Raw genomic sequence first — 18,395 nt, forward strand, 5'->3', positions numbered from 1 at the left:
TTTGCCGTTATTAAAAATGACAGACTTTTTATACAAAACTATGTTAATCCCTTGTCCATATCATAAGAATAAGGAGGACCTACCTTCTCAGAACTCCGGTAAAAACATTTTAAGTCCTGATTCTTGACTCCTATACTTGTGTCTGATGATTAAAACTTATCCTTATCGTAGTCGTATTTATGAAGAATATGCCCCATTCGGTCGCGTTTGGTTTTCATGTAAAACTCATTGTATTTATTAGGTTTTACTTCCAGCGGAATGTTTTCTACAATTTCCAGTCCAAAAGCCTGCAAACCAATTCGTTTCACCGGATTATTAGTCATCAGCTGCATTTTTCTTACACCCAGATCACGTAAAATTTGTGCTCCTACCCCATAATCTCTTTCATCAGGATCGAAACCTAAATGGACATTGGCTTCAACTGTATCCAGTCCCTGCTCCTGAAGCTTGTACGCTTTAATTTTATTCATCAGCCCAATACCTCTTCCTTCCTGATTCATATAAACAAGGATACCTTTCCCTGCTTTTTCGATGGTCTGCATGGCGATATGCAACTGTTCCCCACATTCGCAACGCAGGGAACCAAAAATATCACCTGTAACACATGAAGAATGCACACGTACCAACACAGGTTCATCCTCGGTCCACTCTCCTTTTATAAGAGCAATATGTTCCTGTCCGTTCGATTTTTGAAGAAACGGGATCAACTTAAATATTCCGTAGTTGGTAGGCATCTGAACCTCTTCACCCCTCTCTATCAAACATTCATTCTGAAGACGAAATGCGATCAAATCCTTTATGGAAACTAACTTCAGATCAAACTTCTCCGCTACTTTAACCAGATCGGGTAAACGGGCCATAGTCCCATCATCGTTCATTATCTCAACAAGAACACCAGCCGGCTGCAATCCTGCCATTCTGGTCAGATCAACGGCTGCCTCTGTATGCCCTGCTCTTCTAAGCACTCCTTTGGTTTTAGCCCTGAGCGGGAATATATGTCCGGGACGAGCCAGTTCTTCAGGTTTTGTATCGGGTGAAGCCAAAGCCGCAATTGTTTTGGCACGATCAGATGCCGAAATGCCGGTAGTACATCCATCACCGATTTTATCCACAGAAACAGTAAAAGCCGTTTCATGTATCGCATTGCTTTTACCCACCATCATATCCAGGTTCAAATCATTACATCTTTCCTCGGGAAGAGACACACAGATCAAACCCCGTCCGTGAATAGTCATGAAATTTACAATTTCAGGGGTTATTTTATCCGCCGCACAAATAAAATCCCCTTCATTTTCCCTGTCCTCATCATCAACAACGATCACAAGTTTCCCCTGACGAATAGCCTCAACAGCATCTTCGATAGGATCCAACCTGAAATTATCCTCGCTCATTTTTATTTTTTTTAAATATCTTCTTAAAGAATAAATAGTAGTTCTCCACATTCATTATCACTGAGTCGCTGGTTGCCTGCCTGGTCAGGAAAATTCCTATTGGCAATAATACCATGGTACTCAACCATGCACCGACATATGCTGAATGTCCTGCATTATATGTTAAATGACGCCCAAAATTATCAATGATATAATACAGTACAAAGAAAAATACAGATAAAACAACCGGTAATCCCAGCCCGCCTTTCCTTACAATCGCTCCTAAGGGAGCACCAATAAAGAACATGATCAGACTCAACAACGCTAATGCAATCCTGTTGTTCAATTCAAACAGATGCCTGCGGGTATTGTACATAATATTTTCTTCTTCCCTGTCGCGTTCCATTATATTATTCTTAACCTTTCGGGCAGATTGCAATGCAAAATTAATCGTACTTTCCTGTTCCCGTTTATTCATCATTACAAACAGACTATCAAGATCATAATTTGTATTCCGTTGAACAGGATTGATCACATTCTTCGTTCTGGATTCGGGCAATTTTTTGTGATAGGCGAATTTTATTTTAGACAAATAAAACAATTCTGCCCGCTTATTTTCTAGTGTTACCAGTGAATCGTAGGACTCGGCAAGCTGCTTATAATTTTTACTGAAGTATTGATTTTTTGCTGCATCCTCATTACTTTTCTTGAAATTTTCATCGATCTCAAACAATACAGTTTGCTTCTGGAATGTATCCCTTCTGAATGGTTGAGCAAAGTCGTCATTTTTAGAGCGTTTGTTCTTTTCCTGCCTAACCTCGCCATATGTTTTTCCGTCAAAGAGTGTCAGTATCAGATGGCGCTTATCGTCTGTTGTCTTCATTAATCCTGAATCAGCTCTTGTAACTGTAGGCTCATTATTATCCCGCTGATCATAAATCATCACATTATGAAGCATTCCGGTTTTAATATCCTTTTTTCCTATTCTAACCGTCAGCCCCGGAATATCAGTATTGAAAACTTCATTTTTAAAGGACAATTCAGGCTTTGCACGTTTAATATCATATATTAAAACCCGCATCTTCCTGAATGCTTCGGGATATACATCATTATTAAAATAAAGCATCGCAACACTTACAAATGTTACCAGAATAATTACCGGGGTCATTGCCCTGAACAACGAAACTCCGGCTGCCTTGATAGAAAGCAATTCAAGTTTCTCTCCCATATTACCAAATGTCATGAGAGAAGCCAGCAAAACAGCAAGTGGGACGCTTCGCGGAAGCAGGGTAAGAATAGCCTGAAACACAAATTCAAGCACCACCATAGTATCAAGACCTTTCCCTACAAGGTCATCAACATACAACCACAGAAATTGCATGAACAATACAAAAATGGACACAAAAAATGTGGCAATAAGTGGTCCGAAGAATTTTTTAAGAATATAGACGTAAAGCCTTTTCATTATTCCAAATTTCAGAGCGCAAAATTAATAATTAAAGCGGTGTAAAAAAACAAGCAGGCTTACCAAAGATAAACCTGCCAGTTAAATATTGTGTATTAATGTATTATATTCCTAAATTGTGTTTGAGTTTGTCTACCTGTGTATCCCAGAGCTCTTTTGCATCTTCCACTTCTTCCTTCTCTGCAAAATCGGTAATTACAAGGGCAACTTCATTGGTCAGTTCATCGGTTGTCAGTTTAAACTCGAAATAAGCCTTAGGATCCTCATCTTCAATCCACTTAAAACGAGCAAAAACATTGGTTCGTTTTGCAATAAGCTCAGCAATTTGCTCAGCTCCGTCCCAGAAAAAGGTATATGTTTTTCCGTTAATGTTAACGTCGTCAGCAAACCAATCTGACAAGCCGCTTGGAGTACTTAGCATGGGGTAAATGACGCTAATTGACGCGTTTACTATGTATTCCTGCTCAAATCTTACTTTTTGTTCCATTAATTATCAATTATTCAGTGGCGGAATATAGAACTTTTTTTTCAGTAAACAAAACTCAATAAAGTTGTTCAAAACATGAAAAACCAAAATACACCACATGTTTTATAACAATGTTTTTAAATACATCAGGCTCAAAATATAAATCCTTGGATTTGAATGAAATATTGAATAATTTGCCGGCTGCTTGAAAAAGTACTATAAAATTTCTAATCTATAAATTCACTATTCCATGAAAGTTTATAAATCAGATGAAATCAAAAACTTCTCTTTGCTGGGCAATTCCGGCTCTGGGAAAACCACCCTTGCAGAAGCCATGCTGTATGAGGGTGGAGTAATTAAGCGCAGAGGCACAGTATTAGGAAAAAACACAGTTTCAGACTATTTTCCTGTAGAACACGATTATGAGTATTCGGTGTTCTCGACCGTCCTTTACACAGAATGGCAAAACATGAAATTAAATTTCATCGACTGTCCCGGCTCCGATGATTTTATTGGTGGAGTCGTAACGTCTCTTAATGTAACTGATACTGCATTAATGGTTATTAATGCACAAAATGGCGTAGAAGTAGGTACCGAAAACCACTTCAGATATACCCAGGACGAAAAAAAACCTGTCGTTTTTGTTGTGAATCAGCTGGATCATGAAAAAGCTGATTTTGACAAAACACTGGAATCCCTAAAAACCCAGTTCGGATCAAAAGTGGTTGTTGTTCAGTACCCTGTTGCAACTGGCACTGGTTTCAATGCACTTGTTGACGTGCTGAAGATGAAGATGTACAAATGGGGCCCCGACGGTGGTACTCCGGAAATTGTTGATATTCCGGATGACCAGAAAGAAAAAGCAGAAGAGCTGCACAATACTCTTGTGGAAGCTGCTGCCGAAAATGATGAAGCTTTAATGGAAAAATATTTCGAAGAAGGTTCGTTGAATGAAGACCAGATGCGTGAAGGAATACACAAAGGATTGATTCTACGCGATATTTTCCCTATATTTTGTGTGTCCGCTGCTAAAGATATGGGAACCCGCCGTTTAATGGAATTCCTTAGAAATGTGGTTCCGTTGGTATCCGAAATGCCAAAGCCCAAAACCGATAAAGGTGATGATATTAAATGTGATGTTAACGGACCAACTTCACTCTTTGTGTTCAAAACATCGATTGAACCCCATCTGGGAGAAGTTTCCTACTTTAAAGTTTTGTCCGGTAAGGTAGCAGAAGGAGATGACCTTATCAATGTTAACAGAGGATCGAAAGAACGTCTGTCACAACTATATTGTGTGGCTGGTCAGACCAGAAATAAAGTCAGTGAGTTGCAGGCCGGTGATATCGGCGCAACTGTAAAACTGAAAGAAACCAGAACAAATCATACCCTTAATGCAAAAGGCACAGATTTCAAACTTGCAGCTATTCGTTATCCGAATCCTAAATACAGGGTGGCAGTTAAAGCCGAAAATGAATCGGATGATGAGAAACTGGGTGAAATCCTGCAACGCATGCACGAAGAAGATCCTACAATTATAATAGAGTACTCAAAAGAACTGAAACAGGTTATTGTACACGGTCAGGGTGAGTTTCATCTGAAAACTGTAAAATGGAGAATTGAAAACAATGATAAACTTATCATTAAATTCATTGATCCTAAAATTCCTTATCGCGAGACAATCACAAAGGCTGCACGAGCTGACTACCGTCATAAGAAACAGTCTGGTGGTGCAGGTCAGTTTGGAGAGGTTCACCTGATTATTGAACCTTATGAAGAAGGTATGCCGGAACCATCCATGTATAAATTTAATGGACAGGAATTCAAACTTAATGTAAGGGATAAGAATGAAATTCCGCTGGCATGGGGTGGAAAACTGGTATTTTACAATTGTATTGTAGGTGGTGCCATTGATGCACGTTTCCTGCCCGCCATTCTTAAAGGCATTATGGAACGTATGGAAACTGGACCGTTAACCGGATCATACGCCCGCGATATCCGCGTTTGTGTCTACGATGGTAAAATGCACCCTGTAGACTCCAACGAAATATCATTTAAACTGGCGGGAAGAAATGCTTTCAGCATGGCATTTAAAAATGCCGGACCTAAAATTCTTGAACCGGTTTATGATGTTACTGTCTGGGTTCCTTCAGACCGGATGGGCGATGTAATGAGTGACCTTCAGGGACGTCGTGGTATGATAATGGGAATGGAAAGCGAAAAAGGTTTTGAAAAACTCAGCGCTAAAGTTCCATTGAAAGAAATGAACTCGTATTCAACATCTTTGAGCTCAAATTCAGGTGGCCGTGCACGTTATACCATGGCATTTGCCAGCTACGAAAAAGTACCGCCTGAAATTCAGGATATTCTGCTTAAAGAATATGAAGAATCAGAAGACGAAGATTAATCTGCTTAATTTTTATGCTTCAAAGAGCTTCCTCAAAAGGGAAGCTCTTTGTCGTAAATAGATCATTATTTGTTTGTTAATTATTACAAAAAACCTTTAGTACAGACAATAATATATATGTATAAAAGTTGTTTTTTAAGATTAAATATTACTTTTGCAGGAGCATAAAAAACTGCAAAAAGTATTGTAAAAACAGACAAATGAACAGGCTTATTTTTGTAATAATTGTTTGGATATCTTTTTGCGGTATAGGTTACGGGCAATACAGGGTAGCTATTGGTGGTGCCTATGGTGGTAATTTTTATTTGGGTGACGGTAATCCCAGCTATCCTTTTTTACAGATCCAGGATCAGTATGGAGGAATAGTCCGTTTTCTAATAACACCCCGTTACGAAATTAAATTTAACGGGTATTATGGGACATTGAACGGATCAACAAAGTACACCTCCAATTATTTACCACATAATGCCCAGTATGAGTTTTCAAAGAAATTCTGGGATATGGGATTAAATCTGGAATATAATTTTTTCCCTTTGAGTAATGCCAAAGGTGAAACAAATTATACATTCACACCATATATTTATACGGGATTCGGAATGACTCTGTTGATGGGTGGAAATAATGGAATGGTAACTGCGCCAAACCTGCCCTTTGGGGGAGGTGTTAAATGGAAGGTGTTGGAAAACCTTACTTTAGGTGCAGAAATAGGCATGAGAAAAATGTTTACAGACGAATTAGATACATACAGTACTGGTGACGTATTAAACAATCCGTATAATCTTAACGGATCCTCAATTATAAATAACGATTACTACACCTGTTTTGGCATTTTTGCCACAATAAGTATTTTTAAACATAAATGGCGTTGTGGCAGTGGCTCATATAACTAAACATGAAAAAGGAAGAATCATACAAAAACAAAATTAATCCGGACAAGCTTCCAAAGCATATTGCCATAATAATGGATGGCAATGGCCGATGGGCAAAGAGTAACGGGACTGACAGGATTTTTGGACACAAGGAGGGATTGGAGAGTGTTAAGACCATTACAGAAGCTGCTGCAGAACTCAATCTGGAATATCTTACATTATATGCATTTTCAACTGAAAACTGGGGCAGACCATCGGATGAAGTCAATGCTTTAATGGAACTTTTAGTGAACGGTATTGATTCCGAAATTGAGAATTTAGTAAAAAATAACATAAAACTTTCTACTATCGGGTGTAACGAAATGCTTCCTCAGCACGTTTACCAGAAAGTAGAAAATGCTTTGAAAGCAACATCAAAAAATACCGGATTGGTTTTAACCATAGCACTGAGCTATAGTTCAAGGTGGGAAATTGTACACGCCACACAAAAACTGGTTAAGGATGCATTGAACGGAAAATTCAGTGCAGAAGAGATAGATGATGCTCTTTTTGAAACATATCTTACAACCAACAACATGCCGGATCCTGAATTATTAATCCGGACCAGCGGGGAATTAAGGATAAGTAACTTTTTGCTCTGGCAGGTTGCTTATTCCGAATTTTATTTCACAGATACCAACTGGCCTGATTTTAAAAAAGAGGAATTATACAAAGCTATCTACGACTATCAGAAAAGAGAAAGACGATTTGGCAAAACCAGTGAACAAATAGCTCAAGGAAACACAAAGTAGATTATGATCAAACGCACTATACTGTTATCACTCGCATTTTTATGTTTATTATCAGGTGTACTGGCGCAGACAAATGTAAAACCTGAAATTTATTATTCAGCTCCCCGTAAATATACTATTGGTGCAATTACCGTCAGTGGTATCAAACACTATGAGGAGAGCTTACTTATTGCTTATTCCGGGCTTGCAGTTGGAAGTGAGGTTTCGATTCCTGGGGATGATATAACAGCAGCCATCAAAAAATTCTGGAAACAGGGGTTGTTCTCGGATGTTACCATTACCGCAGACAGCATAGTAAATGACAAAATATATCTTAATATTCAACTTCAGGAACGACCACGGTTATCAGTTATCAATTATCATGGCTTGAAGAAGAGTGAGATCACTGATCTGGAAGAAAAAATCAGTATGATAAAAGGGGCACAGGTGACTCCAAACCTTATTAATAATACCCAAAAAGTTATAAAGAATCATTTTATTGAAAAAGGATTTCATAATACAACGGTCACAATCCATCAAAAAGACGACCTTAATGCCGAAAACCAGGTGATTATTGACATTTTTGTGGATAAGAAAGAAAAAGTGAAGATTGCAAATTTTATAGTTGAAGGTAATCAGGCAATAACTTTCAATAAGATTAACCGCACAATGAAGAAGACCAATGAAAAAAATAAACTGCGCAACTTTTTCAGGTCCAAAAAATTCATTACGGAACAATATGACGAAGACAAGATAAAACTGATTGAAAAATACAATGAACTTGGCTACAGAGATGCCATTATTGAAGTCGACAGCATTTATCCCGGAACCGAAGAAAATACGGTAAATGTTTACCTCAAGATAGATGAAGGAGATAAGTATTATTTCAGAAATCTTTCGTGGGTTGGAAATACCAAATACACATCCGATCAGTTGTCGCAACAATTACGGATTAAAGATGGTGATGTGTATAATCAGAAACTGTTGAATGAACGTTTGAATTCAGATGACGATGCAATCAGCAATTTATACCTTGACAATGGCTATTTGTTCTTTAATCTTACTCCAGTTGAAGTAATGGTCGACAAGGATTCCATCGACCTGGAATTCAGGATGACGGAAGGTACGCAGGCAACGGTGAACAAAGTTATTATTAATGGTAATGACAGAACTCACGAACAGGTTGCCAGACGAGAACTACGCGTAAAACCTGGGCAGCTGTTTTCTAAAGATAACATAATCCGTTCAGTAAGAGAACTTGCTCAGATTGGGCAATTTGACCCGGAACGTATTGAACCAATTCCAAAGCCGAATCCGGAAGATGGCACCGTTGATATTGTATTTAACCTGACTGAAAAAGCAACTGACCAGGTTGAGTTAAGTGGAGGTTGGGGAGCCGGTATGTTTGTAGGTACTTTGGGACTGTCTTTTAATAACTTCTCAATACGTAATATTTTCAATAAAGAAACTTATCATCCCTTACCATCCGGAGATGGCCAGACATTAAGTTTAAGGGCTCAAACAAACGGAAGGATATATCAGTCATACAGCCTGTCTTTTAACGAGCCATGGCTGGGAGGAAAGAAACCCAATTCATTGTCTGTTTCTGCCTATCATTCCGTACAGACAGACCTGAGTGCAGCGTACAGTGCTTACAGTAATCCATATTATGGAGGATATGGTGGTTACGGAGGTTATGGTTCCTCTTATTACGGAGGAGGCTACGGCGGATATGGCTACGGAAATACGGATTATGGAGGATACAGTACACTTGAGGACTATTTCCGTAACTCAGAGGCATCAAAACACATGTACGTAACCGGTGCATCTGCTGGTTTGGGCAGAAGATTAAACTGGCCTGATGACTGGTTTACGTTGTACAATGAATTATCTTATCAACGTTACGATATTAAAGACTGGTATTACAGTTCATTCGGATTCAGAAATGGGATCTCAAATGTGCTAAGTTTTACAACCACATTATCACGAAACTCTATTGACAATCCTATTTTCACCAGAAGTGGTTCTCAGTATTCCTTTTCGGTTCAGTTGACACCCCCCTATTCACTGTTTTCAAAAACAGACTTTAAAACTGTATCGGATCTGGCCAATGGTATCACAACGGATGATGCAGCAGTTTTAGAAGCAAATTCTCAGATTCTGAATAGATATGTAGAATACCATAAATGGAAGTTTAAAGGGGCAACATTTACACCACTGACAAAAGATATGAAACTGATCCTGATGGCTAAAGCAGAATTTGGTTACCTGGGATATTACAATAAATATAAAACTTCACCGTTTGAAAAATTCAGACTCGGAGGTGACGGTATGTCCGGCTACAGCTTATATGGTTCTGAAACAATATCATTACGTGGATATGAAAACGGTTCTCTAACGCCTATTGAGTATTATGCTTCCGGAGGTGCCAAGGAAAATGGTAATATGTATGTAAAATATACTGCTGAGCTCAGATATCCTTTGGTTTTGGAAACATCTTCCACCATCTTTGCTCTGGCATTCTTAGAGGCAGGTAATGCCTGGGGAGAATGGAAGAACTTTAATCCGTTTACTGTTAAACGATCAGCTGGTGTGGGTGTGCGTATATTCCTGCCCATGTTTGGTTTAATGGGCATTGACTGGGGATATGGATTTGATAAAGATGCCAGTGGTGCATTAGGAGCAAGCCAGTTCCATTTCGTTATAGGACAACAATTTTAGAGTTTGGCAGGGTTTTTGTTTTGAACCTGAGAAAACAGATAATATGAAAAAGATAACAGTAGCAATTTTTGCAATACTTTTAATGGCAGCCACAGCTTCTGCACAAAAGTTTGCGTTCATAGACAGTGAATATATTCTTAAGAATATTCCGGCGTATGAATCAGCACAGGATCAGCTGGATCAGGCTTCAACAAAATGGCAACAGGAGGTTGAGACCATGATGAATGAAGTTAAAACCATGTATCAGAATTATCAGAATGAACTCGTGTTTCTGTCTGAAGAAATGAAGGTAAAACGTGAGAATGAAATCATCGAGCGGGAAAAAGAAGGACAAGAGCTGAAACGTAAATATTTTGGTCCGGAAGGTGAACTTTTCAAAAAGCGTGAAAGTCTTATTAAGCCAATTCAGGATGAGCTTTACAATGCCGTAAAAGAAGTGGCTGATGAACGCGGATATGACGCTATTTTTGATAAATCAAGCAGCAATAACCTGATCTATTCCAACTCCAAAAACGACATTAGCGATATCGTTCTGGATAAACTAGGTTATTCCAAATAATTTGTTACTTTTGCCACGTTTAATTAAAATGAATCATATGAAACGATTGACTTCAATCTTATTTGCTTTTACCATATTATTATCCACATCTGCATTTGCACAGGATTATAAATTCGGACATATAAATTCACAGGATCTTTTGGCTCAATTGCCGGACAGGAACGCTGCCCAACAGGAAATTGAAGCTTATGCATCAAAGCTGGAAGAGCAGCAGAAATCCATGGAAGATGAGTTGAATAATAAGTATGAAGATTATCTTGCAAAAAGAGATACTTATACCGATTTAATTAAAGCTACCAAAGAAAAAGAGCTGCAGCAAATTCAACAGCAGATCACTACATTTAACCAGGTGGCCATGCAGGATCTTCAGCAAAAAGAGTCAGATTTGATTAAACCAATTATTGATAAAGTACAAAAAGCGATTGATGAAGTTGGAAAGGAAAACGGATTCACTTTTATTTTCGATTTGGCAAACAGAACCGTTCTTTATCATTCAACACAAAGCGTGGACATCACACCGCTTGTGAAAAAGAAACTTGGAATAGAACAGTAAAATTTACTGAAAAAATATGCGAAGGTGCTTTTTTAAAGCACCTTTTTTATTACATTTGCATCCGCATTTAAGAAAATCTGAATCGTCGGATTTAAATTTATAATGCCCAGATGGCGAAATCGGTAGACGCGCTAGTTTCAGGGACTAGTGTTCGCAAGGACGTGCAGGTTCGAGTCCTGTTCTGGGCACAAAGAAGCTCTCACAAATGTGGGGGCTTTTTTTATGCGGATACTGAACAGGACGAGAAATGAACCAAAACGGAATCCCGTTAAACGGAGTGACATCGGGAAGTCCTGTTCCGAATCCCTCTGCAAACAATAGATCGGCTGTCCAAAAGAGAATATCATTATACTCTGGCACCTAAACCAACTGGCATACTTTGAAAACAAACCGGATTTATTTTTAGAATAAAACAGCCTAAAAGAATTATGATCTCCTGAACCATTAACATTCATTTTACTCTATGGCTCTTTAATATGATAAGGCTGGATAGAACTTGTATTACTAATTAATACAACGTATATTTCACAAATCTCCTATATGCGGAATATCATTAATTAAACCCATTTTCATTTTCAATACATTAACTAAATTTCATTATAGCCTTTTCAAAATTTGTCATAACCCCCATTTAATATTACCACTAATTTTGAACCATCAGAAAGCGAATCAACATTAAAAATTTAAATATCATGAAGACTATTAATCTCATCAAGAAAAAGCTGTATTCTTCATACGTTTCACTGGGCGAAAGAATACTTAAATTAAAGAAAATCAAATCATTTAAAAATGAATCCAATTTATCAATTTAGTTAGGATTAATTAATAATCATTCACTTAATGGCCAAAAGGATTGCAACTTATGCAATCCTTTTTCTTTGAATTATCATCATACCCTCCTCCATATTTTAGAAAAGAACACTAATTCCCTGACAACAATTTTAAATACAATTAGATTACAAACATCAAAACCAGTCTGGAATAACAAAAACTTATATAAAAGCCCTATACTATGAAAATGGATAACGTCACTACTGTTATCGCATTCAACTATAGTTGCATTACAGCTATTAACAGTTAAAACAAAAATCAACAAGTTGCAGAAAATTGTTGAGATAGTTTTGTTGAAACTATTCTAATAATGGTTGTTACTTGATCCATCTTTTCTTTATAAACACCTATATCCAAGCAATATAATCCAAACAATTACGAAAATATCATAGGGTATATAAAATTTATTACAGTGAATTCCTGTTTCATACGATATTTTTACTTAGTAGAAAATTCAATAATGTGAACTACCACGAGTAATAACTAAAATTTCATTTATGAAAACAAATCTTTTACGCTTTAAAAAGTGGGGGATTATTTCTGTTATGATTCTTCTTGGAATCATAAAGGTAACTGCCCAAACAGATGTTACAAGTACTTTTTTATCCAATGCCGGATTTGATGAGTCTTGTAATTTCTTAACAGCTGATGCGGCTTCAAACCTGGCCACGTCAAATAATGATGGATCAACTGTTCTAACAGTTACAGACTGGGTCCAGAATTATAGTGGCTATTCAGCAGGTGCTTCATTTGAATATGGATATACCGGAACATTAAATAGTCCCGGACCAATACCGGCAACTGCTTCTGACGGTACCACAACAGGAAGTGGGCATGGAGTATTAGGAGTATGTGCCGCCTGGGGTGGTAACACATCTTATTCACAGAATGTAAAACTGCCTGCAGGTACATATCTAATAAAATACAAGGTGTATAATTCTGGGGCAAGTGTTGCAGGCTCAAGTATGGTTGGATGGGTTCCTGATGACGGTACATCTGCTTTATCGACTTTATCTGATATAAGTCAAGACACATGGACATCAGATGAGATTGCATTTTCGCTCGATGCCGAAACAACTGGTAAAATTCAGGTTGGCATTCAATCACCCGGTTCAGGTTCAAGTTCTAACGGACGCTTTTTCTTTGATGATTTGCAAATTTTTTATACAGCTGCCATACTTAGCGATGATGCAACTTTATCTGATTTAAGTTCTAATGCAGGGGCCTTAATTCCAACTTTCAGTGCAGATATTACATCATACTTATTGGAGGTACCAAACGGAACCTCACAGGTAATTTTAACAGCCACTGAAAATGATGCAAATGCTTCAGCTTCAGGTGATGGAAATGTATCCGTGGAAATGGGACAATCTATAGATATTATAGTTACAGCCGAAAACGGGTCAACAATGGCTTACACAATTAAATTTGTTCCTCAAGGATCAACTTTTATTCCACTCCCTGATCAGGAATATCGAATTTTTTGTGCAGCAAGTTATCGGTATGTAAATCATGTCGATAATAGTTCTGTTTTCATGAAAACAGTCCCTAATAGTGACGATAATATAAACAACGACGATGAATTGTATACCCTTAATGATAATGAACTATTCAGGTTTGCCTCAAGTACCCAGACAGGATTTGAGGGTTATTACAATATTACAGGACCGGTTGACGGATATGGGACAAAGTATTGGTATGGAAGAGGTGACAATGCCATGATGGTAAAAACCCGAGACCTTTCTGATACAAACGGTGATGATGACTGGACCTGGAAGTATGAAACAACTATTGATGGTATTAATTATTACCTGGTAAGTTACAACACGTCTTCAAATTATCTTTGGTTAGCAAATTCGGCAAAAGATCCCAATGATCTAAAAACATCCAGGTTTGGTAATTATATTAGAAATGTAAATGACCCAAGATGGGAAAACTGTGAACTTATCGGATTTGAACCAGCCAATACAACTTCCCCACAAATGTTATTAAAAGCACAAGGGTTACTTGATAATACAGAAGAAGGTTCTGCAAATGGACAATATCCTACAAGCGCCAGGGCAGCTTTATCAGACACAATATCAAATATCGCAGCAATCTTTACTGATGGTGTATCCACTGAAGAAGTCAAAAATGCCGCTCTTGATACTTTGTACAAATCAATACAAATTTATCTGGCGTCACAGGTCAGCTTTGCAGTTGATTTAGATTCAGTTGAAATTGAAGATAATGGTGATGGATATCCAATTCCTTTCACCGCGCAGAATATTGATCTGCAAATAGAAGTTACAGCCGGTTACGATATTGATATTTCAAGTATTTCTGCAGCACAATCTGAAGAAACTAACACGGTACATGTATCATCAAATGATATAGCAGGAACTACCGGTTGGCTTTACTTTACAGCAGGAGAAACTAAGCTGGATTCTGTAAAAATGAAAACAGTATCTGCACAACCCAGATATTATATAAAACAAAAAAATTCTAATCTTGTAATTGGGAATTATAGTAATGGATCCTATCCGGCACTGACCGACAGCGCCTGGTTAAGTTCACAAAAATTCTTTTTCAGGGAAGTGAAAACAGATACGTTCAATATTGTACAGGATGGCACTTATCTTACAATTGGCGTTGAAGGTACAAGTGGATGGAATACAGACTTAAATGCTCCGGCTGAAGATGCCTTGTGGAAAATTACTGACAATGGAAACGGAACGGTTTCATTCTCTAATATTAACAGATCTGACAAGATAATTGCATCGGACGGAACAACAACAGACAGCAGACTTTATTATGACAAGTCTTATGAGGTTGATGGCAAAGGTGAATGGATTCTTGTGGATGCAAAATTTAAACCAGGGGCAGAACAATCATATTACCTTATACAGAAAGCAAGTGGTCTTGCTTTAGGAGAAGATGTCACTGATAACCGTGCAAAACTTCAGGAACCTGACTTCAGTGCACAACATCAGCAGGTTCAATTTATTGAAAGCAATGTTGAGGGTGAGTATTTCATCAAAAATGCTCAATCAGGATATTTTTACTATTTCGAAGGATGGAAAATGGGATTTATCGCTGACACTGCTGCAACTACGGAAGCATTCCGTTTCAACATAGTTGAGGCAGCGACAGGTGATGGTTTCTATTTGCATTCTGTTAGTAAAACGGAGGGACAGTATGTTGGAAGCGATAACACAACTATTAACAGCGGTGTATTCCCTGATAAACCAGCAAATGATAAAACGACCTGGTACATTCAGTCTCCTTCTGATGTTAATTTTGTTTCAACTGTTTCATTGTCTGAAGAAATCAGAATTGATGTAGAAAAAGACCTAAAACAATACCCGGTTTATCTTACAGGAGTTAATATTACAGATACAGTCTTTATTGCTTTACCTACGGGTTTCTCGTGTTACCCGGATACTATATTGGCTTCAGAACTGGAAAATGGTGCTTCTGTGAAATTAATGATTGATGGTTCGAATACTACTATTGGCGATCAAGGTGTTATGGACATCGTAATGGGAGACAAAACACTTGCTTCTATTCCTGTTGTTGCTGTTGAAACATACCCAAGATACTTTATTAAACAGGTTGCTAGTGGTTTTGTAATGGGTAGCAGCAGCTCTACAGGAGAATTAATCCCGGTTCTTACAGAAATAGAAAGCGATAATGATTCTCTTCTCTTCATTTTGAAACCTGTAAATCCCGAAATAGATGATAGTTTGTATTACCTGGTACAGGATGTTGAATATCGTTATTTCAGTTGGAGCTATGGAAATGACTGGGATACAGAACTTGGAAATCTTGCACGCGGGGAATGGAAAGTTGTTCTGGATGAGTTGAGCAATACATATTCCTTTATGAATACAGTGAATAATAAATACGTAGCGACCGACGGAACAACTGCTGGCAACAGATATTACGCAGATAAATCGCTCACGGATAATACCCAGGCCCAATTCATATTAATGGATGCCGCATTATCAGGAGATGCCACGTTATCTGGTCTTACCGTTGATTCGGGAACTCTTGAACCGTCATTTGATCCTTCAATTACGACATATGCTGTTGAAGTGCCAACTGGCACATTAGAAGTTATTGTAACTGCAACCCAAAATGATAATGCTGCAACTGTTGAAGGAGATGGTACAATTGATGTTTCATCGGGTACAGGAACCGCTACTGTAATTGTTACAGCAGAGAACGGAGAACTGATGACCTATACTGTTAACATAACCGTGAAACCTGATGCACTGGATAATAATAACATAAATTCCATTCATGTTTATCCAACTATTACTTCCAGAAACTTTACAGTAGATTTTGGTGGTAATCCTGGTATTATTACAATTTATGATCTATCAGGTAAACTATTTAAACAACAGATAGCAACATCAAACAAAGAAATTGTCACACTTTCTAAGACCGGCATATTCCTGATTAAAATAGAATCTGAAAATGGTTCAAAACTGTTTAAAATAGTTAGGACTAATTGATAATAATTCACTTATGTTTTTCATGAGGACTACTTGAATGTAGTCCTCTTTTTTATGCGGTTATTTAAACGCTATAGTGCTAAGATCTAACTAAAATACAATTACAAAAAGTGATTACCGTCACTATAAGTTTATAACAGTTGACAGGAGTACAAAAAAATTACCAGCAGTAGTCTTATAATCTTAATTTGTGCTTCAAATGATGAAGTAAAAAGAGGCTGCTCCAAAAATAAAGGACAGCCTCTTTTCCATTGGTCAATTATATTTATTTACCGGATCACAAATTCCACTCGTCTGTTTTGTGCTCTGCCCTCTTCTGTATCATTTGGAGCAACCGGGTTAGTAGAACCCTTACCCAGCCAGCTTAAACGATCTGCATTTACACCTCTGATAATCAAAAAGTCATGTATTGCCTTGGCTCTATCCTCCGAAAGCTTCTGATTATATTGTGCCGATCCTGTGTTATCGGTATGACCAACTATTTGAATCTTAACATCAGGATTCTTATTTAAAAATTGGTAAAGATCTTCTAATGCCGGCCCTGATTCTGGTCTAATCGCAGCAGAGTTAAGTTCAAAGAATACATTACGCAGTACTACGATAACATCCTTCTTAATAGCCTGCAGTTTAACCAAAAGAGTATCCGGTTTCTCTCCCTGAATATATTCTTCCTGATAATTTAGGTAACCTTCTGTTTCCACATGAACAAGATATTTACCTGTTTTCAACTCATGACTTGCCAGGCCGGTATTCGAATCTGTATTACTTCTGAATACCTCTTTTTTATCCTGCATCGAACTAACAAGAACTTCTGCCTCAATATTGAATGCAGAATCGGCATCAACCACATGTGCATAAAATACAGGAACAGGTTTGGGTTCCGGCTTCACTACCGGCTTAGGTTTTGGTTTTGCTACCGGTTTCCGTTTAGGTTTAGGTGTCATATCAAATGACACAGTAAGTTTTGCACCTACAAACATGCTTCCAAATCTTTTATCTGTAGCCATTGTAGAAGACATTAAGCTGTTAACAGTAACATCTAAAGACTGAGGCATACCATTCTCCGGAATGGATAATGTTAAATCATTGGGAACACTTAGCACTTCTCTGGTTGTTGCGGCCTTGTTCAAATTAGTTATACCATAATCTATAAATAACCCTGCCCTGTAAGATACCCTTGTCTTTTTACGGTTATTCATTTGGGTAAAATCTCTGCTTAGCCAGTCATCCAACACAACACCAAATTCAAGCCCCGGAACAATATTCATCCCTGGATCCAGATTATTCTTTTCATTGTATTCTGCATCCCCCAGATTATGTAATGGAATATCACTAAGATCATCAATCAACATAGGGTCAGTAGCTGTTGTCCGCAGAGTTGATTTTACGGTTGATTTTCCGAATAAATTCATTCCAATTTTCACACCGCCTAATACATAATATCTTTCCCCTAAATGAAGGCCTGCCTGCAAAGGAATATTCAAAAAACCGACACTATGACGTTCCTTAAAATTAACAAATTCGAAATTATAAGTCATGTAGTAATTATCCAGATAAGGGTAGACAAAATCATGAGATTCAGAATAATTTATTAATTTAGTTTTCGAATAAAGTTGCACAAACTCAATTCCACCCAGAAAAATAAATTCATCCAGATTATATTCAAAGCCACCTCCAATGCCATACCCGGGACCTCCAGGAACTTTAGTATTTTCTATTCCATGTGTTAAACGGTCGTAACCGCCCAATATCCAACCATCGATATATTGCTTTTTCTGAGCATCAACCTGCAATAATACTATCACGGAAATCACTGCAATCAGAACTATCCTTAAACCGTATTTATTACTTATTTTTTGTGTCATCATTTTATAATATCATGTTA

11 protein-coding genes and 1 tRNA gene are annotated in these 18,395 nt (G+C 37.7%); 8 read left to right on the forward strand and 4 right to left on the reverse strand.

Going from position 1 to position 18,395, the window contains the following annotated elements:
- Positions 1-149: 149 nt before the first annotated feature.
- The 3 genes from ACE01N_RS11405 to ACE01N_RS11415 form a co-directional block, all read right to left on the reverse strand.
- Positions 150-1,391, reverse strand: coding sequence for a bifunctional 3,4-dihydroxy-2-butanone-4-phosphate synthase/GTP cyclohydrolase II (locus ACE01N_RS11405; protein WP_380588700.1), 1,242 nt, complete (start codon positions 1,389-1,391; stop codon positions 150-152).
- A complete protein-coding gene (locus tag ACE01N_RS11410) occupies positions 1,378-2,835 on the reverse strand; it encodes an LptF/LptG family permease (RefSeq protein WP_380588703.1) in 1,458 nt (485 codons plus the stop codon). The genes ACE01N_RS11405 and ACE01N_RS11410 overlap by 14 nt, the downstream gene beginning before the upstream one ends.
- A 103-nt stretch (positions 2,836-2,938) precedes the next feature.
- Entirely contained in the window at positions 2,939-3,322 is a 384-nt protein-coding gene (locus ACE01N_RS11415; protein ID WP_380588706.1) for an START-like domain-containing protein, read from the reverse strand.
- A 229-nt stretch (positions 3,323-3,551) separates the two neighbouring features.
- On the opposite strand from ACE01N_RS11415, the gene ACE01N_RS11420 reads away from it, so the two are divergent.
- The 8 genes from ACE01N_RS11420 (at position 3,552) to ACE01N_RS11455 (ending at position 16,510) form a co-directional block, all read left to right on the forward strand.
- Complete coding sequence (locus tag ACE01N_RS11420; protein WP_380588709.1) at positions 3,552-5,708, forward strand: elongation factor G; 2,157 nt, start codon at positions 3,552-3,554, stop codon at positions 5,706-5,708.
- Between the two features lie 200 nt (positions 5,709-5,908).
- Complete coding sequence (gene porG, locus ACE01N_RS11425; protein WP_375729837.1) at positions 5,909-6,598, forward strand: type IX secretion system protein PorG; 690 nt, start codon at positions 5,909-5,911, stop codon at positions 6,596-6,598.
- Positions 6,599-6,600: 2 nt separating this feature from the next.
- Positions 6,601-7,368 carry an isoprenyl transferase gene (locus ACE01N_RS11430; protein WP_380588712.1) on the forward strand — a complete coding sequence of 256 codons (768 nt, stop codon included), beginning with the start codon at positions 6,601-6,603 and terminating at the stop codon, positions 7,366-7,368.
- A 3-nt stretch (positions 7,369-7,371) separates the two neighbouring features.
- Complete coding sequence (locus ACE01N_RS11435) at positions 7,372-10,068, forward strand: BamA/OMP85 family outer membrane protein (protein ID WP_380588715.1); 2,697 nt, start codon at positions 7,372-7,374, stop codon at positions 10,066-10,068.
- A gap of 43 nt (positions 10,069-10,111) precedes the next feature.
- Positions 10,112-10,627, forward strand: a complete 516-nt coding sequence (locus ACE01N_RS11440; RefSeq protein WP_380588718.1) for an OmpH/Skp family outer membrane protein — start codon at positions 10,112-10,114, stop codon at positions 10,625-10,627.
- Positions 10,628-10,664: 37 nt separating this feature from the next.
- Positions 10,665-11,180, forward strand: coding sequence for an OmpH/Skp family outer membrane protein (locus ACE01N_RS11445; protein WP_380588721.1), 516 nt, complete (start codon positions 10,665-10,667; stop codon positions 11,178-11,180).
- 104 nt (positions 11,181-11,284) lie between these two features.
- Positions 11,285-11,368 (forward strand) — tRNA-Leu (locus tag ACE01N_RS11450).
- 1,140 nt (positions 11,369-12,508) lie between these two features.
- Entirely contained in the window at positions 12,509-16,510 is a 4,002-nt protein-coding gene (locus ACE01N_RS11455; protein ID WP_380588724.1) for a cadherin-like beta sandwich domain-containing protein, read from the forward strand.
- Between the two features lie 269 nt (positions 16,511-16,779).
- Here ACE01N_RS11455 and ACE01N_RS11460 read toward each other — a convergent pair whose 3' ends face one another.
- Positions 16,780-18,378 (reverse strand): OmpA family protein, encoded by a 1,599-nt coding sequence (locus ACE01N_RS11460; RefSeq protein WP_380588727.1) that lies wholly within the window; start codon positions 18,376-18,378, stop codon positions 16,780-16,782.
- Between the last annotated feature and the right edge of the window lie 17 nt (positions 18,379-18,395).

The organism is Quyinboa ferrireducens, assembly GCF_042436675.1.
GTDB lineage: Bacteria > Bacteroidota > Bacteroidia > Bacteroidales > UBA5342 > JBHJHP01.